Here is a 22,784-nt window from a genome sequence, read left to right on the forward strand (position 1 = left end):
GCGGGGCATGTCGCAAGCACAGGTCGTCGTGATCGGCGGCGGTATCGCGGGGCTGGCCGCGGCCGCCTTTCTCAGCGGGGCGGCCGGCGGGGCCGCGCGGGCCCGGGTGACGCTGCTGGAGGCGTCCGACCGGCTCGGCGGGAAGCTGCACGGGGGAGAGGTCGGCGGGGTCCGGGTGGACCTCGGGGCCGAGTCGATGCTGGCGCGGCGGCCGGAGGCCGTCGAGCTGGCGCGGGCGGTCGGGCTGGGCGGCGCGCTGGAGCCGCCGACCACCGCCAGGGCCGCGATCTGGACCAGGGGCGCGTTGCGGCCGCTGCCCGGCGGCCAGGTGATGGGAGTCCCCGGTGACCTGGTGGCGCTCGCCGCCTCCGAGGTGCTCAGCGCCGAGGGCCTGGAGCGGGCCCGGCACGAGGGGGCCACCGAGGTCGTGGACGATGTCGCGATCGGGCGGTACGTCGCGGACCGGCTGGGCCGCGAGGTGGTGGACCGGCTGGTCGAACCGCTGCTCGGCGGCGTCTACGCCGGGCACGCCGACGAGATCTCGCTGCGCGCGGCCGTGCCGCAGCTGCTGGAGATCGCGCGGGGCGGGGGCTCGCTGGTCGACGGCGTGCACGAGCTGGCCACCCGGCCGCGGACCGTCGGCACTCCCGTCTTCCAGGGTCTGCGCGGTGGCATCGGCACGCTGCCCGAGGCCGTCGCCGCGGCCTGCGCCGAGGCCGGCGTCGACCTGCGCACCCGCACCGCGGTGGCCGGGCTGCACCGGACCCCCGGGGGGTGGCGGGTGGTGACCGCCGGGGGCGGGGCGCTGGACGCGGACGCCGTCGTGCTCGCGGTGCCCGCGCCCGCCGCGGCCCGGCTGCTGCGCCCGGACGCGCCGGGGGCGGCCGTCGAGCTGGACGCCGTCGAGTACGCGGGGATGGCGCTGGTCACCCTGGCCTTCCGGCGGTCCGACCTGCCGCAACCGCCTTCCGGCAGCGGCTTCCTGGTGCCGCCGGTGGACGGCCGCCGGATCAAGGCGTCCACCTTCTCCTCCAACAAGTGGGGCTGGCTGGAGCGCTCGGCGCCCGACACCTTCCTGCTGCGCACCTCGCTCGGCCGGCTGCGCGAGGAGCAGCCGCTGGAGCTGTCGGACGAGGAGCTGGTGGCGCAGTCGCTGGCCGACCTCGGCGAGGCGATCGGCCTGACCGCCCGCCCGTACGACACCGCCGTCACCCGCTGGCGGTCCGGCCTGCCGCAGTACCCCGTCGGCCACCTCGACCGGGTGGACCGGATTCGGGCGGCCGTCGGCCGGGCGGGCGCGCTGGCCGTCTGCGGGGCCGCCTACGACGGAGTGGGCATCCCGGCCTGCATCGCGAGCGCGCGGACGGCCGTCGCCGCGCTCGACGGAGTGTTGACCCCGACGACCGGGGAGAACGTCACGGAGAGGACAATGGGCGCATGACTGAGACCGTTGAGCAGCAGCCGGAGCAGCAGCCCGAGAAGAAGAAGGCGCGCGACCTGAACCAGGTCATCCGCTACACCATGTGGTCGGTGTTCAAGCTCAAGGGCGAGCTGCCCGAGGACCGCACCGCCCTGGCCGCCGAGGTGGACGAGCTGTTCGAGCAGCTCGCCGCGAAGGACGTCACGGTGCGCGGCACCTACGACGTTTCCGGTCTGCGGGCGGACGCCGACATCCTGGTCTGGTGGCACGCGGCGGACTCGGACGACCTCCAGGAGGCGTACAACCGCTTCCGCCGCACCGGCCTGGGCCGCGTGCTGGAGCCGGTCTGGTCCAACATGGCGCTGCACCGCCCGGCGGAGTTCAACAAGTCGCACATCCCGGCCTTCCTGGCCGACGAGCGCGCGCGCGACTACGTCTGCGTCTACCCCTTCGTCCGCTCCTACGAGTGGTACCTGCTGCCGGACGCCGAGCGGCGCGCGATGCTCGCCGAGCACGGCCAGATGGCGCGCGGCTACCCCGACGTCCGGGCCAACACGGTGGCCTCGTTCGCGCTCGGCGACTACGAGTGGCTGCTCGCCTTCGAGGCGGACGAGCTGCACCGGATCGTCGACCTGATGCGCGACCTGCGCCCGTCCCGGGCCCGGCTGCACGTCCGCGAGGAGGTCCCGTTCTTCACCGGGCGCCGCAAGCCGGTCAGTGAGCTGCTGGCCGGCCTGGTCTGACGCGCCCGCCGAGGGGCCGGCCCTCCCCGCCCGGGGGAGCCGGCCCCTCGGCGTTGCCCAGACGTCCGGCGCGCTCTCCTCGGTGTGCGGGGAGACCGGCCCGTACGCCCGGCCGGCCGCCTCGACCGGCTCGGGGCAGGCTCTCCGGCGGCAGGCCGCCCGCCGGGGGCCGGCCGGTCAGCTCCGGTGCGGGCGCAGGGCCGCGCGGAGGCGGGCGTCCGGGAGCGCGGCGGGGCCGATCATGGCGACGGCGGTGAGCAACTCGCGCTCGTCGTCGTCGGTGAGGCCGTGCTGGCGCGGCGGGCGGACCTCGCGCAGCACCTCCTGGCCGACCGGGGAGGCCCAGCGGGTGTAGGGGTAGACGTCGACCCGGGCCATCAGCAGCGTGCCCGAGGTCAGCACCAGCGGCAGCGAGAACCAGGCGAGCGGCGCCAGCGCGTCACCGCCGGAGAACCCGCCCACGGCCAGCGCGGCGGCCAGCAGCACCAGCGAGAACAGCAGCGCCTGCCGGACCTGCCGGATCACCAGGACGGTCTGCCGCTGCACCAGCACGGGGGTGGCCAGGCCGGCCAGCGCGAGGCGGCCGCCGATCTCCAGCACGGTGGGGTGGACGGACATCGCCCGGCGCAGGTCGTCCGTCCGGCACTGGCCCCCGGGCCCGACGGCGGCGACCACCGCCCGCTCCAGGCGGCTGCGGCCCCTGGGGTCGACGACGGTGGTCCAGCCGGTGTGGGCGAGGTGCAGCCGGCCCCGGGACGCCATCAGGACCAGGGCCAGTTCGACCACCCGGTCCGGGCCGCCCGCCAGGTAGGCCGTCTCGTACAGGCCGATCCCGACCGCCTCGGGCGGCCGGAGCCCCTCCTGCCCGGCGAGCGCGTCGGCCGTCGCGGTCATCCGCACCAGCCGGATGCAGGAGAGCACCGCGGTGACGCAGGCCGGGATCAGGAAGAGCAACCACATGGGCCTGTTGTAGACCTGCCGCGGCTCCGGGCGGAACGAATTCCCGGTCCGCGAGACCGAACTGTGACTCGGGGAGGACGGCGGGCCTCAGGATCCGCAGCTGCTGCCGCCACCGCAGCTGGAGGACGAGGAGCCGCAGCTGCTGGAGCTGGACCCGCAGCTCGACGAGGAGGAGGAGCCACAGCTCGACGAGGAGGATCCGCAGCTGTTGGAGCCGCAGCTCGACCCCGAGGAGCCCGAGTCGGAGCCCGAGCCGCTGCCGCACCAGGTGACGCTGCCGGCGCAGGAGGAGCCGCTGGAAGAGGAGGAGTAGGAGGAGGAGCCGCCCGCCGCCACGGACTTGGCCGTCACCAGGTCGGCCGCGGCGGCGGCGAGCAGCGCCTCCTGCAGCTCCGCGTCGTCCAGCCCGGAGGCGGCCAGCCCGCTGAGCGCGATCGCGCCGATCAGGGCGCCGCCGGCCGCCCGCGGCGCCAGACCGGCGCTGGGCTTCCACGGCTTGCCGATGGTCATCAGGGCGAGCTGACGCCGGCCGGCCGGGGTGATCCGGCCCTTCAGCGGCCAGGTCACCAGCAGCGACACCAGACCGAAGAGCAGCGCCACGGGCGGGAGCCAGAGCGACGGACGCTCGCCGTCGCCGTTGTCGACCAGGTGGGCGACGACGGTGGTCGCCACCATGAGCAGCAGGGCCAGCCAGAGCAGCCGCCGGGCGGTCCTGGCCTGGCGCATCCGGACGGGACTGCGCAGCAGCCCGCGGTCGGCGAGCCGGTCGCCGAGCTCCTGGACGGCGGGCGCGCGCATCACCGCGCGGCGCAGGGCGGTGAGGTCCCGCTGCCTGGTCGGCCCGACGGCGTCGATGATCGCCAGGTCGACGGCGTCGTAGGGCTGGTCGGTGGTCAGCGTGACCAGTCCGGCCCGGTTGACGACGGCCCGGCCGTCCTGGTGCATCCGGACGAGGGCCGTGTCGAAGACCCGGCCGGGACCGCCGGCGAGGAACGCGGTGTCCAGCAGCGGCAGGCCGCGGCCCGGCAGGCCCTTGACCTGCGGTACCCGCTTGACCAGCTGCTTGGTGTGCGAGGCGTACGACGCGGCCGTGAACAGCAGCATCGCCGGGACGACGAAGTAGACGTTGTGCCACATGGGCGGTTCCCCCGGAATGGTGTGGGTGGTTCTGGTTTCAGTGCCGCGGACCGGGGCGCAGGGCCCGGCGCAGGCGGGTGAGCGGGCCGGGCGGGCGCTCGGGGGCGGGGCCGTGGAGCCACTGCTCCAGGGCCCGCCGCTGCTCGGCGCCGAGCCGCCCGGTGCCTGGCTGCCCACCGTCGGGGCGCGCGCCGTCGGGGCGAGCGCTGTCGGGGCGAGCGCTGTCGGGGCGTCGGCCCGGGTCGGCGGTGAGTGCCCACGCGGCGAAGGCGCGGGCGTCGGCGCGGTAGCCGCCGGTCTGCGGGTGGGTGCCCGCGTAGGTGAGGAACAGCGGTCCGAACTGCCGGCCGAGCAGCCGGGGCAGCTCCGGAGCCACCTTGGCGGTGGTGTCCCGGCGCTTGGCGGCCAGCCCGGCCGACTGGGCGCGGACCTGGGCCGGGTCGAAGCCGGGCGGGACGGGCCCGCCGGCCACCAGGGCGGCCAGCAGCTCCTCCTGGCGCCGGGCCAGCGCGGCGCGGGCGGCGGTGAGGTCGCCGACCTCGTCCGTCGGGGCGGTCATCCGGCCCTTCCCCCCTCCAACACGCGGCGGACGGCGTCCAGTTCGGCGGCCAGCTCGGCGGGCGGCGGGAAGTTGGCGTCCCGCTCCAGCAGGACGCCGGGCGGTGTGACCCGGGCGCAGAGCTCGGCCAGCACCTCCAGCACCGGCTCGGTGACGGGGTGGGCGTGGGTGTCGTGCCAGACGCCGTCGATCATGGTGCCGCCGGCCACGTGGACGTAGGCCAGCGCCTCCAGCGGCAGGCGGTCCAGCTCGGCGGCCGGGTCCAGGCCGAGGTTGACCCGGTTGGTGTGCAGGTTGGCGACGTCGATCAGCAGGCGGACGCCGGTGCGCTCGACCAGCTCGGCGAGGAACTGCCCCTCGGTCAGCTCGTCGTCCGGCCAGGCCAGCTGGGCGGCGATGTTCTCCAGGGCCAGCGGCACCGGGAGCCGGTCCTGCGCGATCCGGACGTTCTCGGCGATCACCTTGAGGGCGTCGCGCGAGCGGGGCACCGGCAGCAGGTGCCCGGCCTCCAGGCCGCCGGCCCGGACGAACGCCAGGTGCTCCGTCACCAGCGGGGAGCCGAGCGCCCCGGCCGCCTCGGCGAGCCGGTCGAGCCGGGCCGGGTCGGGCCGGTCGGCGCCGCCGAGGCCGAGCGAGACGCCGTGCGGGACGACGGTGACGCCGCGGTCCCGCAGGAGCCGCAGCGACTCGGGGAGGTGGTCGGCGCAGAAGTTCTCCGCGACCACCTCGACCCAGTCCAGGCCGGGTTGCCGTTCGACGACGGTGTCGATCTCGCTGCGCCAGCCGAGGCCGACGCCCAGCGTGCCGGGCGGGGTGCTTCCGGTGCCGGCCGCGCCCGTGGCGTCCGTGGTGCCCGTGGTGCCCGTGGTGCCCGTCGTGTCCGCGGTACGCGTCGTGCCCGTGGTGTGTTCGGTGGCCCGGGCCGGAGCGGCGGGCGTCCTGCGCCGGATGGCAGGAGGAGTCATCGGTTCGCCCCCTTCGGAGGGCTGGGTGGGGAGCCGTCGGCCGACGCGGGCGCCGTCGCCAGGGTCGGGCCGGGCTGTGCTGCTGAGGATGTCCCCGGCTGGGGCGGCTGCCAAGCCCCATCCGGTCTTCTCAGAGCATTATTTGAGCTTGTCGACCCGGTGATGAGGGACTTTGGTCCCGTCCGCGCCCCTGACCTGCCGGTGGGGCGGAAATTCGGAGGCGAACCGGCCGCCCGGGCGGCTACGGTGACCCGGCCATGACGACACTGATCATCCGTGATTTCCGCCCCGCCGACGCCGAGGCCGCCGCGGCCGCCCACCGGGCCGGCCGTGACCATCTGGTCCTCACCGCCGAGGTCTTCGCCTGGCTGAACACCCGCCAGGCCGGGGGCGAGCAGTTCCGCACCTTCGTCGCCGAGCTGGACGGCCGGGTGGTCGGCTCGGTCCGCTGCGGGGTGGTCGTCGGCACGACCACCCGGGGCGTCGGGTACGCCAACGGCAGCGTGCTGCCGGAGTTCCGGCGGCGCGGGGTGTTCACCGCCCTCCTGGCGGCGGCCGAGCGGCACCTGGCCGAGCACGGCGTCGCCGAGGTGCACAGCTGGGTGGACGAGGAGCCGCCGTCGCGCGCCTTCGCCGTCGCCCGCGGCTTCACCGAGGGGCGGCTGGCCCACTTCGCCGGCCGGGACCTCACCCTGCCGCTGCCGGGCGTTCCGGCGCTGCCGCCCGGCGTCGAGCTGCGCCCGGCCTCCGACTGGGAGGACGACCCGTACCCGATCTTCGTGATCGAGGCGGACGCGATCCGGGACGAGCCGGGCGAGGTCGAGATGGACGCCGCCGACTTCGAGGAGTTCCTCACCGGGGACTGGGCCCGACCGGACCTCGACCGCGAGCTGACCGTGGTGGCGGTGGTGGACGGCGAGCCGGCCGCGTTCAGCGCGGTGCAGACGGACGGCGCCGAGCGCTACTGGTCGGCGTTCACCGCCTGCCGGCGGGCCTTCCGCGGCCGGGGGCTGAGCAAGCTGGCGAAGGCGGAGTCGCTGCGCCGGGCCCGGGCGGCCGGCTACCGGTGGGCCTACACCAGCAACGACGCGACCAACGCGCCGATGCTCGCGATCAACGCCTGGCTCGGGTACGAGCGGTGTGCGAGCGAGCGGAAGTTCACCAAGCGGTTGGACAGCTGACGAACGGGGAAGGAGCGGCCGATTTGCTTCACTCGAAAGGGTGAATCAGGCGCGCTTTCCCCGCGAAGCGCCGGGTGGGCTGCAGTGTCGAGAGTTCCTGGTGTTCTACGGGGCATCACCTCACGGCAGACAGTTCGTGCCCGAGTCTTCCGTGCGGGGGATGGTATGGAGATCCTGCTTCAGGTCCTGGTCGGGTTCGTTCCGGCCGTGATCGGCTTCCTTGCGGCCCGCTCCCTCGCCCGTACCCGGCTGTTCCTGCGGTACGGCTTCCTCCGCGTGCTGCTCGCCCCGTACAGCCGGGTCCAGATCGTCACCCCCAGCATCGAGGCGGCGGAGTTCGCCTTCGCCAAGGACGGCCGTCCGTTGACCAGTCGGGGGCCGAAGAACGTCCTCTTCATGCCGATGGCCGAGGCCCGGGCGATAGCCCAGCTCACCGATCTGCTGCGGAAGGTCAACCGCAAGGCGACGATCGAGCTGGTCGCGGCCGGGGCGCAGGACCCGAGGATGCCGACCTTCTCGATCGGCGGACCGAGCGTCAATCCGTACTCGGCGACCGTGCTCGGCGCGGGATTCCCGGACTTCTGCATCGAGTACCCGGCGGCCGCCCGGGCCCGCTGGGGCGGTATGACCTTCGAGGCGCAGTACAACGCGGCCGACGAACTGATCCGGGACCACGGCTTCGTCTTCGTGACCCGCACCACGCGGCACGCGCCGTGCATCGTGCTCTGCGGGGTCTTCGCCTTCGGCTCGGCGATGGCCGTCGAGGCGCTGGCGGCGGCCACCCGCAAGTCGCCGCTGGCGGCGATGTTCCGCGCCGGGGAGAAAGGATTCGCCGCCGTCGAGGGCAGGGTGATCGGCCTCGACACGGTCGATGTGACCGTCGAGGTCTGTCGGTTGCTGCCGGTGGTGTGAGCGGGCGCGCGCCGCGGGGTTCGGTGCCGCGCCGCCCTGCTCGGGCGTCCCGTCCTGCCCATTGAGACGATGTGGTCCAGACCGCACTGGTGCGAATCGGGACAGGTCGGGAGCGTCTGGGGCAGGAAGTGGCTTGAATCGCAAGGCTTTTGCTTCACTGTCATCACATCATCGGCATAATCGCGCCCATGACGATCAGCCGCGCGAACGTGAGCGCGATTGCCGAAGACCTGTACGTGTGGCTTCCGCCGAAGCGGGGCTGGGGCCTGGCCAACTGCGGGCTGCTGGCTTCGCCGCGGACCGCACTCTGGATCGACACGCCCTACGACCCCTCCCTCGCCTCGGAGTTCCTCGCCGAGAGCAGGCGGCGCCTGGCCGACGGGGTGGACATCGACCGGGTGATCGTCACCCACGCCAACGGTGACCACCTCTGGGGCGCCGGGGTGCTCCCGGACGCGGAGGTGATCGCCACCCGGGAGGCGCTGGACCACCTCCACTACGAGCCGACCCCGAAGCAGCAGCACGCGCTGGTCGCGGGCAGCGACCCGGCCTCGCCGCTCGGTGGCTACCTCCGGGAGCACTTCGGCCCGTTCGACTGGTCGCAGACCGATCCCGTCCACCCGCACACCGTCTTCAGCGGCGAGCTGGAGCTGCGGGTGGGGGAGTACCCCGTGCAGATCACCGGCCTGCCGTCCGCGCACACCGGCGGCGACCTGATGGTCCACCTGCCGCGCCAGCGCGTGGTGTTCACCGGCGACGTGATCTTCGGCTCGACGCCCGAGCAGCCCGGCGACCACCCCTCGCACTGGGCCGGCCCCCTGGAGAACATCATCGGAGCCTGCGAGCAGGCGCTGGCCACCGGCGCCGAGATCTTCGTCCCCGGCCACGGCCCGGTGCTCGACCGGTCCGGCGTCGAGGCCCACATCGGCTACCTCGGGTACGTCCGTGACCGGGCGCACGCGCTGCAGCGCGCCGGTATCCCGGCGCTGGACGCCGCCCGGCGGATCATCGCCGAACAGCGCCACCCCGAACTCGGCCTGCCCGAGCGGCTGGTGCTCACCGTCGCGGCCGAGTACCGGCACCTGGACGGCAGCGCGGTGCCGAACGTCCTGGAGGCGATGGGTCAGGTCGCCCTGGTGGCGCGGGAGCTGGCCCAGGACGCCGTCCGCACGCCGCGGCCCCGCCCCGGGCGGTTCCCCTCCTCGCCGGCCTGACCGTCCGCCCCGGCCGTCCGCTTCGCCCGACCACCGGGCGGACGGCCGCAGCCGCGCCCGCCCCGGCGCCGTCGGTGCACCCGGCGCGGCCGGCCCGGCCCGACTCCGGCGGCTCCGGCCCGCCCGGCACCCGGCCCGTCCGGCACCGGCCCGCCACCTCCGGCGACTCCGTACCCCTTCGATCGAGGACTTCCGAGGACTTCGATGACCCAGATCGCGCTGCTCGCCCTCGCGGTGACCACGGTCGCCGCACTCGCGGCGGTCGCCGTCCTGACCCGCGGACGGGCCCGGGCACTCACCCGGGCCACCGCCGCCGAGGCGGCCGCCGCCCACGGCGAGGAGCGCGCCCGCGCCGCCGAGGGCCGGCTGGCCCGGGGCGAGCAGCAGCTGCGTGAGGCCCAGACCGCCGCCCGCCGGGCGGACGAGGAGGCCCAGCGGGTCGAGACCAGGGCCCTCGCCGCCGAGGGCCGGGTCCGCGAGGCGGAGCAGCGCACCGCCGCCGCGGACCACCGCGCCGCCGAGGCGGAGCTGCACGCCCGGGCGGCCGAGGACCGCACCGCCGAGGCCGACCGGCGGCTCGCGGCCGCCGAGGAACGGGCCGCCGCCCTGCTGGCCGAGGTCGGCCACCTGGCCGGGGAGCGGGTGGCGGCCGCCGCGCTGCGGCTCAGCCACCCCAACGCGCCCGTCGCCGGGCCGCTGGACGCGCGGGCCGTGGGGCCGGAGGCGGTGCGGGCCCTGCAGACAGTCCTGGACGCCTCGGCCGCAGCCGTCACCGACGAGCGCGAGCGGGTCGACGCCGCCGCCCGGTCCGCGATGCGCGGTGCCACCTCCAAGATCCAGACCCTGCTCTACCAGATCCAGAGCCTGGTCCAGCAGCTCCAGCACGACAACGACGACCCGCGGCTGCTGGAGGTCGACTTCCGCAACGAGGTCGCGCTGCGCCGGATCCAGACCATCGCGGTGCTCTGCGAGGCCTGGCCCGGTCTGGCCCGGACCGATTCGCCGCTGGCCGAGGTGGTGGTCGGCGCGCTCTCCCGGGTGCCCGGCTACGCCCGGATCAAGGTGGCCAACCACCTGCGCGAGAACCGGCTGGCGGTGGTCGCCCGGGCCGCCGAGCCGCTCGCCATCTCGGTGGCCGAACTGCTCGCCAACGCCACCTCGTACTCGCACCCGGAGACCGACGTCCCGGTCACCGTCCAGCAGGGCGGCCGCGGCGCGCTGGTGATCATCGACGACAGCGGCATCGGCATGGAGGAGGACCAGCTGCGCCGGGCCCGCCGGCTGCTGGCCGGTCCGGCGCAGGTGCTGCTCACCGAGCTGGGCAACCCGCCGAAGACCGGCTTCGCGGTGGTCGGCAAGCTCGCCCGGCAGTACGGGTTCTCCTGCCACATCGAGCCCTCGCCGTACGGCGGCATGCGGACCATCGTGCGGATCCCGGCCGCCCTGCTGACCGTCGTGGACGAGGAGCAGCCGCTCTCCGTGCTGACCCCGTTGCCGCTGCGGGCCGGGGCCGGTCCGGCTCCCGCGCCCACCGTCCAGGCGGTGCCGGCGCCACGCGAAGGATCTGATGATCCGAACAGGCATGACGTGCCGGAGCGGCACGATCTGCCGGACGGGCACGAGCTGCCGAACCGGCACACCGTGCCGACCATGCACGTCGTGCCGCCGGTGCGGGCCGTCTCCTCCGACGACAGCGGCCTGCCCAGCCGGCGCAGGCGTCAGCCGCTCGCCCAGCAGACGCCGGTGACCCGGGAGTCCGGCGAGGCGGCCGCGCGGGCCGCCGGGCCGTCCGACGGCACGCCGGCGCAGGCCTCGGGGGGCGTGGCGCGGTCCTCGCCCGCCGGCCGGCCCGCCCGGACGCCCGAGCAGGCCGCCGCCCGCTGGGATGCGCTGCAGCAGGGCACCGGCTCCGGCCGCGCCGCGGTCGCGAAGGAGGCCGGGACGGACGCCCCGGACGACGGGTCAGCCGGCGCGGTCGGCCCGGAAGGCAGCACGAGCGCCGGCACCGCCACGAGCGCCGGCACCGCCACCAGTGCCACCACGAGCACCACCGGTGCCGGGGCCACCGGAGCGGAGGCCGCCGACCACACCGGCTCCGCCGACCGCACGGGCCAGACCGGCCACCGTCCCGCCCAGACCTCCGAAGGAGTCGAGCAGTGAGCACGCCCAGCCCTACCGCCACCGACGAGATCTCGTGGGTGCTGACCCCGCTGCTGGAGCTGCCGGGCGTCCTGCACGCGGTGATCGCGACCGGTGACGGCCTCGTCGAGGGCGCCTCGGACGGTCTCGGCCGAGCCTCGGCGGAGCGGGTCGCCGCGATGACCGCCACCGTGCACGCCGCCGCCCGTGCGTTCACCACCGCCTTCACCGACGCCGAGCAGCCCCGGCTGGCCCAGACCGTGGTCGAGTCGGAGCTGGGCTTCGCCATCGTCGTCCCGGCCGGTGAGAACACCTCGCTGGCGGTATTCACCACACCGGAGGCCCAGCTCGGCAACGTGGCGTACCAGATGCAGGTGCAGGTCGCCGCTCTGGGCCGCGCACTGGCGAGCCCGGCCAGGCAGCAGGACACCACCGCCCGGTCATGACCGCCGTACCCCGCAGGCGGATGGTCCCCGCCTACCTGGCCACCGGCGGCCGGACCAGACCCGGTACGGCGGGCTTCGACCGGCTCACCGTCCTGTACGCGGCCGGCGCGGAACCGCCGCAGGACGTGGAGGACGAGCACCGGCGGCTCTGGGAGCTGCTGCGGCCCGGCGCACTGACCGTGGTGGAGGCCGCCGCCCACCTGCGCCTGCCGGTCAGCGCCACCGTCTTCCTCGCGGCCGACCTGGTCGAGACGGGCTGCTTACGGGCCCGCGCCCCGATCCCCCCTGCACAGCAGACCGACCGCTCCGTCGTCGAGAGGCTCCTCGTTGGACTCCGCACGCTCCGGTAGCCCGACCGGCCGGACCGACCGGGTGGGCTACCTGCCCGACCGGGACCAGACGCTGATGAAGCTGGTGGTCGCCGGTCCGTTCGGCGTCGGCAAGACCACGCTGATCCGCACCCTGTCGGAGATCCCCACGCTGCACACCGAGGAGGCGATGACCGAGACCGGCGCGCCCGTCGACGACGCGCAGGGCCTCCCGGGCAAGACCACCACCACGGTCGCGGTCGACTTCGGCCGCCTCACGCTGCCCGGGCAGGTGGTGCTCTACATGTTCGGCACCCCGGGGCAGCGCCGGTTCTTCCCGCTCTGGCAGGACATCGCCCGCGGCGCCGTCGGCGCCCTGGTGCTGGCCGACACCCGCCGGCTCGCCGACTCCTTCGAGATCATGGACATGGTCGAGGAGCAGGGCCTGCCCTACGCGGTCGCCGTCAACTGCTTCCCCGGCGCGCCGGCGCACCCGATCGAGGTGCTCCGGGCCCACCTGGACCTGCACTCCGCCACCCCGCTGGTGCTCTGCGACGCCCGTGAGCGCGGCTCCAGCCTCGACGCACTGATCGCGCTGGCCGAGCACGTCCTGCACGGTCTGCCCGCCGCACCCGACGCCGCCCCGGAGCACCCGTGACCAGCACCGACGCAGCCGTGACCAGCACCGACGAAGGGGCCGAGGCCGACGACCGGGCCGACAGCGCGAGCACCGACACCGCGCCCGGCGCCCGGCCGATCCCGATCTACGGTCCGGCCTTCGCCGCCGACCCGCAGCGCGTCTACGACCGGCTGCGCCGCTACGGCGCCGTCGCCCCGGTGGAGATCGCACCCGGGGTGGAGGCCCTGCTGGTCACCGACTACCAGGCCGCGCTGGACCTGCTGCGCGACACCGACACCTTCTCCAAGGACTCCCGGGCCTGGCAGCGGACCGTCTCGCCGACCTCCCCGCTGCTGCCGGTGCTCGGCTACCGCCCCACCGCCTTCTTCAGCGACGGCGAGGTCCACGCCCGCTACCGCCAGGTGATCACCGACGGTCTGGCCCTGCTCGAACCGCACCTGCTCCAGCGCCGGGTCGCCGAGGTCGCCCAGCAGCTGATCGACGCCTTCGTGGCCACCGGTTCGGCCGATCTGATCGCCCAGTACGCCCGGCAGCTGCCGGTGTTCGTGTTCAACACCTGGTTCGGTGTGCCCGAGGAGCACAGCGCCAGGCTGGTGGCCGGCATCGCCGGCATGATGGAGTCCACCGAGAAGGCCGTCGCGGCCTACGGGGACCTCGTCTCGGTGGTCACCGGCATGGTCGCCGAGCGGCGCGAGCGCCCCCGGCACGACCTGACCTCGTGGTTCCTCACCCACCCGGTCGGGCTGGACAACGACGAGGTGGTCCGGCAGATCACCCTCACCATGATCGCCGGGCACCAGCCGACCACCAACCTGATCGGCAACGCGCTGCTGCGGCTGCTCACCGACGCCCGGTACGCGGGCTCACTGTTCGGCGGCGCCATGACGGCCTACCAGGCGATCGACGAGGTGCTCTGGCACGAGCCGCCGATGGCCAACCTCTCCGCCCACTACCCGCGCTACGACATCACCTTCCACGGCCGGGAGATCCCCGCGGGCTCGCTGGTCCTGGTGTCCTACGCGGCCGCCAACTCGCAGGCCGCGCCGGCCACCGACGGCGCCGACCTGCGCAGCGGCGAGTCCGCCCACCTCGCCTGGGCGGCCGGCCCGCACGCCTGCCCGGCCCGCGACCCCGCACTGCTGATCGCGATCACCGCGATCGAACAGCTCACCAGCCGGCTGAGCGACCTCGAACTGGGCACCCCCGCCGAGGACCTGCTCTGGCGCCCGGGCCCCTTCCACCGCGCCCTGGTCCACCTCCCGGTCCACTTCCACCCGGTCGGCGGATAGCCCGCGGGCCCGGGAGCCGAACCGGCTCCCGGGCCCGCGAACGGTGTCGTCAGCTCTCGTCGGCCGGGCGGAGCGTCAGCGAGACGCTGTTGATGCAGTACCGCTGGTCGGTCGGCGTGCCGTAGCCCTCGCCCTCGAAGACGTGGCCCAGGTGCCCGCCGCAGCGGGCGCAGCGGACCTCCACCCGGCGCATGCCGAGCGTGGTGTCCTCGATGTACTGCACCCGGTCCTGGGCGAGCGGGGCGTAGTAGGACGGCCAGCCGCAGTGGCTGTCGAACTTGGTCTCCGAGCTGAACAGCTCCGCCCCGCAGGCGCGGCAGCCGTAGACGCCGACCGTCTTGGTGTCGGTGTACTCACCCGTGAACGGGCGCTCGGTGCCGGCCTCGCGGAGCACGTGGTACTCGTCGGGGCTCAGCTCGGCACGCCACTCGGCGTCGCTCTTCTCGATCTCGTAGCTCATCGCAGACTCCCGGTCGGCAGGTCTCGGACGTCGGTGCCAACGCTCGCGAGGTGCCGAAGGATTTCCGGCCCGAGGTTGGTGACGTCGCCGGCGCCCATGGTGAGCAGCAGGTCGCCGGGGCGGGCCAGGCCGGCCAGCAGGGCGGGGGCGGCGTCGAAGGCGTGCTCGGCGGTGACGTCGGCGCCGGCCCGCTCGGCCGCGTCGATGATCAGCTCGCTGGTGACGCCGGGGATCGGGTCCTCGCGGGCCGGGTAGATGTCGAGCACCACGGAGGCGTCGGCGAGGGCGAGCGCCCGGCCCATCTCCTCGGCGAGCTGCTGGGTACGGCTGAACAGGTGGGGCTGGAAGACCACGAGCACCCGCCCGGCCCCGTCCAGGCCCTCCCGGATCGCCTCCAGGTCGGCGGTCATCTCGGTCGGGTGGTGGGCGTAGGAGTCGATCACCTGGACGCCGGCCGCCTCGCCCTTCAGCTGGAGCCGGCGCCGCACGCCGGTGTAGGCGCCGAGCGCCTTGGCGAGGTCGGCGGCCGGCACGCCCAGCGCGACGCCGGCGGCCAGCGCCGCGACCGCGTTGTGGGCGTAGTGCCGGCCGGGCACCGAGACGGTGAAGGCCAGCTCGGCGCCGTCCAGCACCACGGTGACCTCGCTGGTCATGCCGTGCGCGACCACCGACAGGACGCGGACGTCGGCGTCCTCGGCGGCGCCGACGGTGACGACGTTCAGGCCCTCGCGGCCGGCGACCCGGGAGGTCAGCTCGCGGGCGCCGTCGTGGTCGGCGGAGACCACCAGGGTGCCGCCGGGGGTGATCCGGCCGACGAAGGTCTCGAAGGACTCGTAGATCTCGTCGATCGAGGCGTAGTTCGCGTGGTGGTCGAGCTCGACGTTGAGCACGATCGCCACCTCGGGCGCGTACTTGTGGAAGCTGCGGTCGCTCTCGTCGGCCTCGGCGACGAAGATCTCGCCGGTGCCGTGGTGGGCGTTGGAGCCGGGCGCGTCGAGGTCGCCGCCGATCGCGTACGAGGGGTCGAGGCCCAGCTCGCCGAGGGCGACGGCGAGCATGCTGGTGGTGGTGGTCTTGCCGTGGGTGCCGGCCACGGCCAGCGCCCGGCGGCCGCCCATCAGCGCGGCCAGCGCGTCGGAGCGGTGGACCACCGGGACGCCCCGCTCGCGGGCGGCGGCCAGCTCCGGGTTGTCCGCGCGGATGGCGCTGGAGACGACCACGCTGCTGACGCCGTCCGGCACGTGCTCGGCGGCGTGGCCGATGTGCACGCTGGCACCGAGCGCGCGCAGCGCCACGACGGTCTCGGACTCCTTGGAGTCGCTGCCGGAGACGCTGGCGCCGCGCACCGCGAGGATCTTCGCCAGGCCGGACATCCCGGCGCCGCCGATACCGATGAAGTGCGGGGCGTGCAGGTCGTGAGCGGCGTCGTTCAAGGCAAGGCTCCGTACGGGCGGGGGCAGACAAGGGGGACAGCGGGTACAGCGGACAGCGGGTACAACGGGCGAATCGTCCTCGCGGACGGGCCGCAAGGACGATTCTGCACCACCGGCGGGTCCGTTCAGGAGTCGCTGGCGAACAGTCGCAGGACCGGCACCCCCACCTTGTGCCGGGCCTGGGAGGCCCAGTCGCGGTGGAAGAACTCCTCCACGAAGTGCGGCGAGGTGAGCACCACGACCTCGTCGGCCCGGTGCTCCTCGACCACCGCGCGCAGCCGGTCCAGCGGCTTCTCCTCGACCAGCTCGCCGACCGCCTCGGCGCCGGCCCGGCGCAGGTGGCGCAGGCTGTGTTCGAGCGATTCGCTGGCCACCGTCGGCCCGCTCTCGGACTCGTCGTGCTCGCGCACCACCTTGTCGAGGTGGCCGAGGGCGACGTCGTCCAGCGCCCGCAGCAGCTCGTCCTGCTTGCCGCGCGGTTGCATCAGGACGACGAAGGACACCTTCTCGTCGCTGTGGAGCGTGGTGACCAGCTCCACATCGGCGTCGGAGAGCGCCTTTTCGATCATCAGTACCGTCTTGAACACGTGAGTCCCTTCCAGTGACCGGCCCCCGGGCCCCGGCATCGCATCCCATACTGCCCGGCGGGAAGCTTTCCGCACGCTGCCCCGTCGGGCCCGCGGGCCACGCGGGCGGCGGTCCCGAAGGAGAGCGGGATCACCGTCCGGCGGTCACGGGGCCGATGGCGCGGCCTGCGGGTGAAGACGCAGGTAGCGGGTGAAGAGGAATCCTTTCTGCTCGATCAATGAGACCAGTCGCATCCGCTGCACGTCAGGCATTTCCGCATCGTGGATGATGCGCGGCGCGTCGCCGGCCGTGATCAGCGGAGCCACCGACAGGCACAGCTCGTCCAGCAGGTCCGCGGCGGCCAGCTGCCCCAGCAGCCGCGGGCCGCCCTCGCTCAGCAACCTCGTCCAGCCCCGTTCGGTCAGCGCCGCGACCGCCGCCGGCAGGTCCACCGAGCCCTTCCCGGCCACCACCACGTCGGCCACCTCGGCCACCGCGCGGCGGCGTGGCTCCGGCGCGTCCTCGGTGGTGATCACCACCGTCCGCACCAGCGGCTCGGTGAACAGCGGCGCCGCCAGGTCCAGGTCCAGCGAGCGGCTGACGATCGCGATCACCGGCGCCGGGGCCTGCCCGGCGGCCCGGCGCGCCGCGGCGAAGTCGGCCCGGGCCCGGCCCGGCCGGTACCCCTCGGCGCGGACCGTCTCGGCACCCACCAGCACCACGTCCGACAGCGCCCGCAGCACCCCGAAGATCCGCTTGTCGGCGTCCCCGGAGAGCCCGTCGGACAGGCCCGCCAGCTTCGCCCCGCCGTCCAGTCCGGCCACCATGTTGGCCCGCAGCCAGGGGCGGCCGTGATTCACCTGGTCGGGGTACGCGTAGACGGCGGCGAGCGACTCCAGCGACGCCGGATCGGCGAACGGCCGGGACAGCGGACTGATCAACTGTTGCATGCCGTCCAGTCTCGTCGTCGGCGCGGCGACAATCCACCGGCAGCCCTCCGCCCGACCGGCGTGGCGGCAGGCGTACCCTCTAGTACCGTGCCCGCAGCCCCTCTCCCCGACGCGCCGACCGAGCCGATAGCGACCGCAGACGTGGCCACCGCTCCGATCGCGCTCACCGAACGGCGCCCCGTCGTCCCCGCCGAGCGCCTGGTCGCCGAGATGGTGCCGCCACCGCGCTTCTCCGTCGTCAGCTTCGGAACGTACCTTCCGGACCCGAACCAGCCCAGCCAGTACGAGGCGGTCCAGGTCCTGGAGCAGTTCGCGGGCACGCTGAACGGCGGTGCCGGCGCCGCCCCCAAGCGGAGCTGGTTCCGCCGCAGCGCCCCCGTGCCCACCGGCCCGGCCGGGGTCTACCTGGACGGCGGCTACGGCGTCGGCAAGACCCACCTGCTGGCCTCGCTCTGGCACGCCGCTCCCGGCCCCAAGGCGTTCGGCACCTTCGTCGAGCTGACCAACCTGGTCGGCGCGCTCGGCTTCCAGCAGGCCGTCCGGACCCTCTCCGGTCACCGCCTGCTCTGCATCGACGAGTTCGAGCTGGACGACCCGGGCGACACCGTGCTGGTCTCCACCCTGCTCGGCCGCCTGGTCGACAACGGCGTCAAGCTCTGCGCGACCTCCAACACCCTGCCGGAGAAGCTCGGCGAGGGCCGGTTCGCCGCCGCCGACTTCCTGCGCGAGATCCAGGGCCTCTCCGCGCACTTCCGCCCGATGCGGATCGACGGCCAGGACTACCGCCACCGCGGCCTGCCGGACGCCCCGCCGCCGTACGACGAGGAGACCGTGGCCGCCGTCGCGGCCCGCACCCCGGGCGCCTCGCTGGACGACTTCCCCGCGCTGCTCGACCACCTCTCCGCCGTCCACCCGAGCCGCTACGGCGCGCTGCTGGACGACGTGCAGGCGGTCTGCCTGCGCGGTGTGCGGCAGGTCGACGACCAGTCCACCGCGCTGCGCCTGGTCGTCCTCGCCGACCGGATGTACGACCGCGAGCTGCCGATCACCGCCTCCGGTATCCCCTTCGACCAGGTCTTCCCCGAGGAGATGCTGCGCGGCGGCTACCGCAAGAAGTACCTGCGGGCGGTCTCCCGCCTGGTCGCCCTGGCCCGGGACAGCGCCCGCACGGCCACCCGGGACGGCGGCCGCGAGAGCTGAGAGCGGCTCCCGTTGTCAGTGGTGGGTCGTACGGTGGACACGTGCGACCCATCACGAGTATTGAGCGGTCAGTGGCGCCCTTCGAGGTCGTCAGTCCTTTCCAGCCCAACGGCGACCAGCCCGCGGCCATCGCCGAGCTGGAGCGCCGGATCCGCGGCGGGGAGAAGGACGTCGTCCTGCTCGGCGCCACCGGCACCGGCAAGTCGGCCACCACGGCCTGGATGATCGAGAAGCTGCAGCGCCCCACCCTGGTGATGGCGCCGAACAAGACCCTGGCCGCCCAGCTGGCCAACGAGTTCCGCGAGCTGCTGCCGAACAACGCGGTCGAGTACTTCGTCTCGTACTACGACTACTACCAGCCCGAGGCGTACGTCCCGCAGACGGACACCTACATCGAGAAGGACTCCTCGATCAACGAGGAGGTCGAGCGACTGCGCCACTCCGCGACCAACTCGCTGCTCACCCGCCGGGACGTGATCGTGGTCGCGTCGGTCTCCTGCATCTACGGCCTCGGCACCCCGCAGGAGTACGTCGACCGGATGGTCCGGCTCAGGGTGGGCGAGGAGATCGACCGTGACGTGCTGCTGCGCCGCTTCGTCGACATCCAGTACACCCGCAACGACCTCGCCTTCACCCGCGGCACCTTCCGGGTCCGCGGCGACACCATCGAGATCTTCCCGGTCTACGAGGAACTCGCCCTGCGGATCGAGATGTTCGGCGACGAGATCGAGGCGCTGTACACCCTGCACCCGCTGACCGGCGAGATCATCAGCCAGGACGACTCCGTCCACGTCTTCCCCGCCTCGCACTACGTGGCCGGCCCGGAGCGGATGGAGCGGGCGGTCAACGGCATCGAGAAGGAGCTGGAGGAGACGCTCGCCCGGATGGAGAAGCAGGGCAAGCTGCTGGAGGCCCAGCGGCTGCGGATGCGCACCACCTACGACATCGAGATGCTCCGCCAGATCGGCACCTGCTCGGGCGTGGAGAACTACTCGATGCACTTCGACGGCCGCGAGCCCGGTTCCCCGCCGAACACCCTGCTCGACTACTTCCCGGAGGACTTCCTCCTGGTCATCGACGAGTCGCACGTCACGGTCCCGCAGATCGGCGCGATGTACGAGGGCGACGCCTCCCGCAAGCGCACCCTGGTCGAGCACGGGTTCCGGCTGCCCTCCGCGATGGACAACCGCCCGCTGAAGTGGGAGGAGTTCCTGGAGCGGATCGACCAGACCGTCTACCTCTCGGCCACCCCCGGCCCGTACGAGCTGTCCCGCGGCGACGGCCAGGTCGAGCAGATCATCCGCCCCACCGGCCTGATCGACCCCGAGGTGATCGTCAAGCCGACCGAGGGGCAGATCGACGACCTGGTGCACGAGGTCCGCACGCGGGTGGAGCGGGACGAGCGCGTCCTGGTCACCACCCTCACCAAGAAGATGGCCGAGGACCTCACCGACTACATGCTCGGCCTGGACATCCGGGTCCGGTACCTGCACAGCGACGTCGACACGCTGCGCCGGGTCGAGCTGCTGCGCGAGCTGCGGGCCGGCCGGTACGACGTGCTGGTCGGCATCAACCTGCTCCGCGAGGGCCTGGACCTGCCCGAGGTCTCCCTGGTGGCGATCCTGGACGCGGACAAGGAGGGCTTCCTGCGCTCCGGCACCTCATTGATCCAGACCATCGGCCGGGCCGCCCGGAACGTCTCCGGCCAGGTCCACATGTACGCGGACCGGATCACCCCCTCGATGGAGAGGGCGATCGAGGAGACCAACCGCCGCCGGGTCGTGCAGCAGGCCTACAACAAGAAGCACGGGATCGACCCGCAGCCGCTCCGCAAGAAGATCGGCGACATCCTGGACACCCTCGCCCGCGAGGACGTGGACACCGACGAGCTGCTCTCCTCCGGCTACCGGGGCGGGGCGGGCAAGGGCAAGGCCCCGGTGCCGGCCCTGGGCGCGGACCGCAAGCCGGCCAAGAGCCTGCCGGCGGCCGAGCTCGCCGAGCTGATCCAGTCGATGACGGACCGGATGCACGCGGCCGCGGCGGACCTCCAGTTCGAGGTCGCGGCCCGGCTGCGGGACGAGGTCAAGGAGCTGAAGAAGGAGCTCCGGCAGATGCGCGAGGCGGGGATGGCGTAGCACCGGGCCACCGGCCCCGGTGGCGCGTGCGGCGGGCTTGGCCGGTTCTGGCACCGGTCAAGCCCGGCGGTGTCTCAGCCTTGCCACAAACGGGTAGACGCTGACCGGTGCGCCCGGCCGCAGGCCCTAGGCTGGCCTGCGGTGCCGCCCGGGACGGGCGGTCGCACCAGGGGGCCTCAGCCGGGGGACGGCAAGGGGGTGTTCCACCGTGAAGCCGGCGCGGAGACCGACCGCGTGGCTGGGCAGAGAGGACAACGCCGTGTCGGTGAACCTTGCCAAGGGGCAGCAGGTCAGCCTGCAGAAGGGTTCGGGCGAGTCGCTGACGGTCGTCCGGATGGGGCTCGGCTGGAAGGCGGCGCCGAAGCGGGGCCTCTTCGGCAGCCGGACCCGGCAGATCGACCTGGACGCCTCGGCGTTGCTGTACGCCGAGCAGACCCCGTCCGACGTGGTCTTCTTCCAGCACCTGGAGAGCAACGACGGCTCGGTCCGGCACACCGGGGACAACCTGGTGGGCGGTACCGGAGCGGGCGAGGACGACGAGTCGATCCTGGTCGACCTGGCCCATGTGCCGGCGCACATCACCCAGGTGGTGTTCACGGTCAGCTCGTACACCGGGCAGACCTTCGCCGAGGTGCAGAACGCCTACTGCCGGCTGGTGGACGACTCGACCGGGCTGGAGCTGGCGCGGTACGAGCTGGCCGGCGGGGGTCCGCACACCGGGCAGATCATGGCGAAGGTGTTCCGCGAGCCGTCCGGCGGCTGGGGGATGCTGGCGATCGGCGCTCCGGCCCGGGGCCGGACCTTCCAGGACCTGCTGCCCGCCATCGAGCCCTTCCTCTAGCCCGCGGCCGCGGGTGGGCGGGACCCGTTCCCGTCGTGGTCGGCGGCCCCCGGGCGGCGGCCGCGCGAGGCGGTTCTTTACCTTCTTTACCTTCTCTTGGTTCTTCTGTTAGCCTTGTGGGAGCGGAGGGGAGTATTCCCTCGCAGTTGTCCCGTCATCACGGGCGCCCCCGAAGCGGCGTCCCGGGGCGCTGGTCCGCGGGCGCCTCGCAGTGCGCCCGACGGGCGGAAGAGACCTCCGGCAGTGACGATGACTGTCTCGCCTACCTGCCGGAGGAGCAGTAGTGAACGTTTCCGTAAGCATGTGGATCGGCACGATCGGTGTGCTGTTGGCCCTGATCGTGGCCGACTTCTTCATCGGCGGCCGCAAGCCGCACGAGGTGTCGGTCAAGGAAGCCGGTATCTGGACCACGGTCTGGATCGTGCTGGCCGCCCTCTTCGGCGGATTCCTCTGGTGGCACTCCGGCTCGCAGCCGGCCGGTGAGTTCTTCGCCGGGTACATCACCGAGAAGTCGCTCAGCGTCGACAACCTGTTCGTGTTCATCCTGATCATGGGCAAGTTCGCGGTGCCGAGGATCTACCAGCAGCGCGTGCTGATGTTCGGTGTGATCATCGCGCTGGTGCTGCGGGCGGTCTTCATCGCCGGCGGCGCGGCCCTGGTGGCGCAGTTCTCCTGGGTGTTCTTCATCTTCGGCGCCTTCCTGGTCTGGACGGCCTGGAAGCTGATCAAGGAGGCCCGGGCCGACGAGGAGGACGAGGAGTTCGAGGAGAACCGCCTGCTCAAGTCGATCGAGCAGCGCTTCCCGTCCACCGACAAGTACCACGGCACCAAGCTCTTCATCCGGGAGAACGGCCGTCGGCTGATGACGCCGATGCTGATCGTGATGCTGGCGATCGGCACCACGGACGTCCTGTTCGCCCTGGACTCGATCCCCGCGATCTTCGGCCTCACCCAGGACCCGTACATCGTCTTCACCGCCAACGCCTTCGCCCTGATGGGTCTGCGCCAGCTGTACTTCCTGATCGGCGGGCTGCTGAAGAAGCTGGTCCACCTCTCGTACGGGCTGTCGGTGATCCTCGGCTTCATCGGCGTGAAGCTGGTGCTGCACGCGCTGCACGAGCAGGGTGTGCACGTCCCCGAGATCGGCATCCCGTTCTCGCTGGGCTTCATCGTGGTGGTGCTGGCCGTCACCACGGTGACCAGCCTGATCGCCGCGAAGAAGCAGGAGCGGGCCGACGAGTCGCCCGAGAAGATCGACGCCTGAGCCCCCGGGCGGCCCGGACTC

At 73.5% G+C, this 22,784-nt stretch carries 20 protein-coding genes and 1 pseudogene; 14 read left to right on the top strand and 7 right to left on the bottom strand.

The window, feature by feature from the left end:
- Positions 1-7: 7 nt before the first annotated feature.
- Positions 8-1,441: a protoporphyrinogen oxidase gene (gene hemG / locus ACFVYI_RS36780; RefSeq protein ID WP_387893707.1), complete on the top strand. Its 1,434-nt coding sequence runs from the start codon at positions 8-10 to the stop codon at positions 1,439-1,441.
- Complete coding sequence (gene hemQ, locus ACFVYI_RS36785) at positions 1,438-2,163, top strand: hydrogen peroxide-dependent heme synthase (RefSeq protein ID WP_387893709.1); 726 nt, start codon at positions 1,438-1,440, stop codon at positions 2,161-2,163. The genes hemG and hemQ overlap by 4 nt, the downstream gene beginning before the upstream one ends.
- A 177-nt stretch (positions 2,164-2,340) precedes the next feature.
- Here hemQ and ACFVYI_RS36790 read toward each other — a convergent pair whose 3' ends face one another.
- From ACFVYI_RS36790 to ACFVYI_RS36800, 3 genes and pseudogenes are all read right to left on the bottom strand, one after another.
- Complete coding sequence (locus ACFVYI_RS36790; RefSeq protein ID WP_387893711.1) at positions 2,341-3,123, bottom strand: TIGR04222 domain-containing membrane protein; 783 nt, start codon at positions 3,121-3,123, stop codon at positions 2,341-2,343.
- Between the two features lie 87 nt (positions 3,124-3,210).
- A complete protein-coding gene (locus ACFVYI_RS36795) occupies positions 3,211-4,260 on the bottom strand; it encodes a TIGR04222 domain-containing membrane protein (RefSeq protein ID WP_387893713.1) in 1,050 nt (349 codons plus the stop codon).
- 37 nt (positions 4,261-4,297) lie between these two features.
- Positions 4,298-5,619, bottom strand: a pseudogene (locus ACFVYI_RS36800) (DUF692 domain-containing protein).
- Between the two features lie 422 nt (positions 5,620-6,041).
- Here ACFVYI_RS36800 and ACFVYI_RS36805 point away from each other — a divergent pair.
- The 8 genes from ACFVYI_RS36805 to ACFVYI_RS36840 all read left to right on the top strand — a co-directional run bounded on the left by ACFVYI_RS36805 (position 6,042) and on the right by ACFVYI_RS36840 (position 13,913).
- Positions 6,042-6,965: a GNAT family N-acetyltransferase gene (locus ACFVYI_RS36805; RefSeq protein ID WP_387893715.1), complete on the top strand. Its 924-nt coding sequence runs from the start codon at positions 6,042-6,044 to the stop codon at positions 6,963-6,965.
- Positions 6,966-7,130: 165 nt separating this feature from the next.
- Positions 7,131-7,877 (top strand): hypothetical protein, encoded by a 747-nt coding sequence (locus ACFVYI_RS36810; protein WP_387893717.1) that lies wholly within the window; start codon positions 7,131-7,133, stop codon positions 7,875-7,877.
- A 188-nt stretch (positions 7,878-8,065) separates the two neighbouring features.
- The gene (locus ACFVYI_RS36815; RefSeq protein WP_387893719.1) at positions 8,066-9,091 is read left to right on the top strand and encodes an MBL fold metallo-hydrolase; all 1,026 of its coding nucleotides are present in this window, start codon (positions 8,066-8,068) and stop codon (positions 9,089-9,091) included.
- A gap of 204 nt (positions 9,092-9,295) precedes the next feature.
- Positions 9,296-11,251, top strand: coding sequence for an ATP-binding protein (locus ACFVYI_RS36820; RefSeq protein ID WP_387893721.1), 1,956 nt, complete (start codon positions 9,296-9,298; stop codon positions 11,249-11,251).
- On the top strand, positions 11,248-11,676 hold the full coding sequence (locus ACFVYI_RS36825) for a roadblock/LC7 domain-containing protein (RefSeq protein ID WP_387893723.1): 429 nt from the start codon (positions 11,248-11,250) through the stop codon (positions 11,674-11,676). The genes ACFVYI_RS36820 and ACFVYI_RS36825 overlap by 4 nt, the downstream gene beginning before the upstream one ends.
- Positions 11,673-12,026: a DUF742 domain-containing protein gene (locus ACFVYI_RS36830; RefSeq protein WP_360633739.1), complete on the top strand. Its 354-nt coding sequence runs from the start codon at positions 11,673-11,675 to the stop codon at positions 12,024-12,026. Before ACFVYI_RS36825 ends, ACFVYI_RS36830 begins: the two co-directional genes overlap by 4 nt.
- Positions 12,004-12,642: an ATP/GTP-binding protein gene (locus tag ACFVYI_RS36835; protein WP_387893725.1), complete on the top strand. Its 639-nt coding sequence runs from the start codon at positions 12,004-12,006 to the stop codon at positions 12,640-12,642. Before ACFVYI_RS36830 ends, ACFVYI_RS36835 begins: the two co-directional genes overlap by 23 nt.
- A 98-nt stretch (positions 12,643-12,740) precedes the next feature.
- Complete coding sequence (locus ACFVYI_RS36840; RefSeq protein WP_387893743.1) at positions 12,741-13,913, top strand: cytochrome P450; 1,173 nt, start codon at positions 12,741-12,743, stop codon at positions 13,911-13,913.
- A gap of 49 nt (positions 13,914-13,962) precedes the next feature.
- Here the strand turns inward: ACFVYI_RS36840 and msrB are convergent, their stop codons facing one another.
- The 4 genes from msrB to ACFVYI_RS36860 all read right to left on the bottom strand — a co-directional run bounded on the left by msrB (position 13,963) and on the right by ACFVYI_RS36860 (position 17,323).
- A complete protein-coding gene (gene msrB / locus ACFVYI_RS36845; protein ID WP_387893727.1) occupies positions 13,963-14,373 on the bottom strand; it encodes a peptide-methionine (R)-S-oxide reductase MsrB in 411 nt (136 codons plus the stop codon).
- Complete coding sequence (murC, locus tag ACFVYI_RS36850; RefSeq protein ID WP_387893729.1) at positions 14,370-15,806, bottom strand: UDP-N-acetylmuramate--L-alanine ligase; 1,437 nt, start codon at positions 15,804-15,806, stop codon at positions 14,370-14,372. Before murC ends, msrB begins: the two co-directional genes overlap by 4 nt.
- Before the next feature lie 125 nt (positions 15,807-15,931).
- The gene (locus ACFVYI_RS36855; protein ID WP_387893731.1) at positions 15,932-16,393 is read right to left on the bottom strand and encodes an indole-3-glycerol phosphate synthase; all 462 of its coding nucleotides are present in this window, start codon (positions 16,391-16,393) and stop codon (positions 15,932-15,934) included.
- A 144-nt stretch (positions 16,394-16,537) separates the two neighbouring features.
- The gene (locus ACFVYI_RS36860) at positions 16,538-17,323 is read right to left on the bottom strand and encodes a pyrimidine reductase family protein (protein ID WP_387893733.1); all 786 of its coding nucleotides are present in this window, start codon (positions 17,321-17,323) and stop codon (positions 16,538-16,540) included.
- An 87-nt stretch (positions 17,324-17,410) separates the two neighbouring features.
- Here ACFVYI_RS36860 and zapE point away from each other — a divergent pair, with 87 nt between their 5' ends.
- The 4 genes from zapE (at position 17,411) to ACFVYI_RS36880 (ending at position 22,763) form a co-directional block, all read left to right on the top strand.
- Entirely contained in the window at positions 17,411-18,523 is a 1,113-nt protein-coding gene (gene zapE, locus ACFVYI_RS36865; RefSeq protein WP_387893735.1) for a cell division protein ZapE, read from the top strand.
- A gap of 41 nt (positions 18,524-18,564) precedes the next feature.
- Positions 18,565-20,658 (top strand): excinuclease ABC subunit UvrB, encoded by a 2,094-nt coding sequence (gene uvrB / locus ACFVYI_RS36870; protein ID WP_387893737.1) that lies wholly within the window; start codon positions 18,565-18,567, stop codon positions 20,656-20,658.
- 259 nt (positions 20,659-20,917) lie between these two features.
- A complete protein-coding gene (locus tag ACFVYI_RS36875; protein WP_387893739.1) occupies positions 20,918-21,499 on the top strand; it encodes a TerD family protein in 582 nt (193 codons plus the stop codon).
- A gap of 283 nt (positions 21,500-21,782) precedes the next feature.
- Complete coding sequence (locus ACFVYI_RS36880; protein ID WP_387893741.1) at positions 21,783-22,763, top strand: TerC family protein; 981 nt, start codon at positions 21,783-21,785, stop codon at positions 22,761-22,763.
- Positions 22,764-22,784: the final 21 nt, after the last annotated feature.

Source organism: Kitasatospora sp. NPDC058218 (assembly GCF_042882445.1).
GTDB lineage: Bacteria > Actinomycetota > Actinomycetes > Streptomycetales > Streptomycetaceae > Kitasatospora.

Bases quoted from the DNA above. Each gene is read 5' to 3' on its own strand.
- ACFVYI_RS36795 (WP_387893713.1), bottom strand. From the start codon at position 4,260: ATGTGGCACAACGTCTACTTCGTCGTCCCGGCGATGCTGCTGTTCACG.
- ACFVYI_RS36810 (WP_387893717.1), top strand. From the start codon at position 7,131: ATGGAGATCCTGCTTCAGGTCCTGGTCGGGTTCGTTCCGGCCGTGATC.
- ACFVYI_RS36820 (WP_387893721.1), top strand. From the start codon at position 9,296: ATGACCCAGATCGCGCTGCTCGCCCTCGCGGTGACCACGGTCGCCGCA.
- ACFVYI_RS36815 (WP_387893719.1), top strand. From the start codon at position 8,066: ATGACGATCAGCCGCGCGAACGTGAGCGCGATTGCCGAAGACCTGTAC.
- hemQ (WP_387893709.1), top strand. From the start codon at position 1,438: ATGACTGAGACCGTTGAGCAGCAGCCGGAGCAGCAGCCCGAGAAGAAG.
- ACFVYI_RS36860 (WP_387893733.1), bottom strand. From the start codon at position 17,323: ATGCAACAGTTGATCAGTCCGCTGTCCCGGCCGTTCGCCGATCCGGCG.
- hemG (WP_387893707.1), top strand. From the start codon at position 8: ATGTCGCAAGCACAGGTCGTCGTGATCGGCGGCGGTATCGCGGGGCTG.
- ACFVYI_RS36830 (WP_360633739.1), top strand. From the start codon at position 11,673: ATGACCGCCGTACCCCGCAGGCGGATGGTCCCCGCCTACCTGGCCACC.
- ACFVYI_RS36790 (WP_387893711.1), bottom strand. From the start codon at position 3,123: ATGTGGTTGCTCTTCCTGATCCCGGCCTGCGTCACCGCGGTGCTCTCC.
- msrB (WP_387893727.1), bottom strand. From the start codon at position 14,373: ATGAGCTACGAGATCGAGAAGAGCGACGCCGAGTGGCGTGCCGAGCTG.
- ACFVYI_RS36805 (WP_387893715.1), top strand. From the start codon at position 6,042: ATGACGACACTGATCATCCGTGATTTCCGCCCCGCCGACGCCGAGGCC.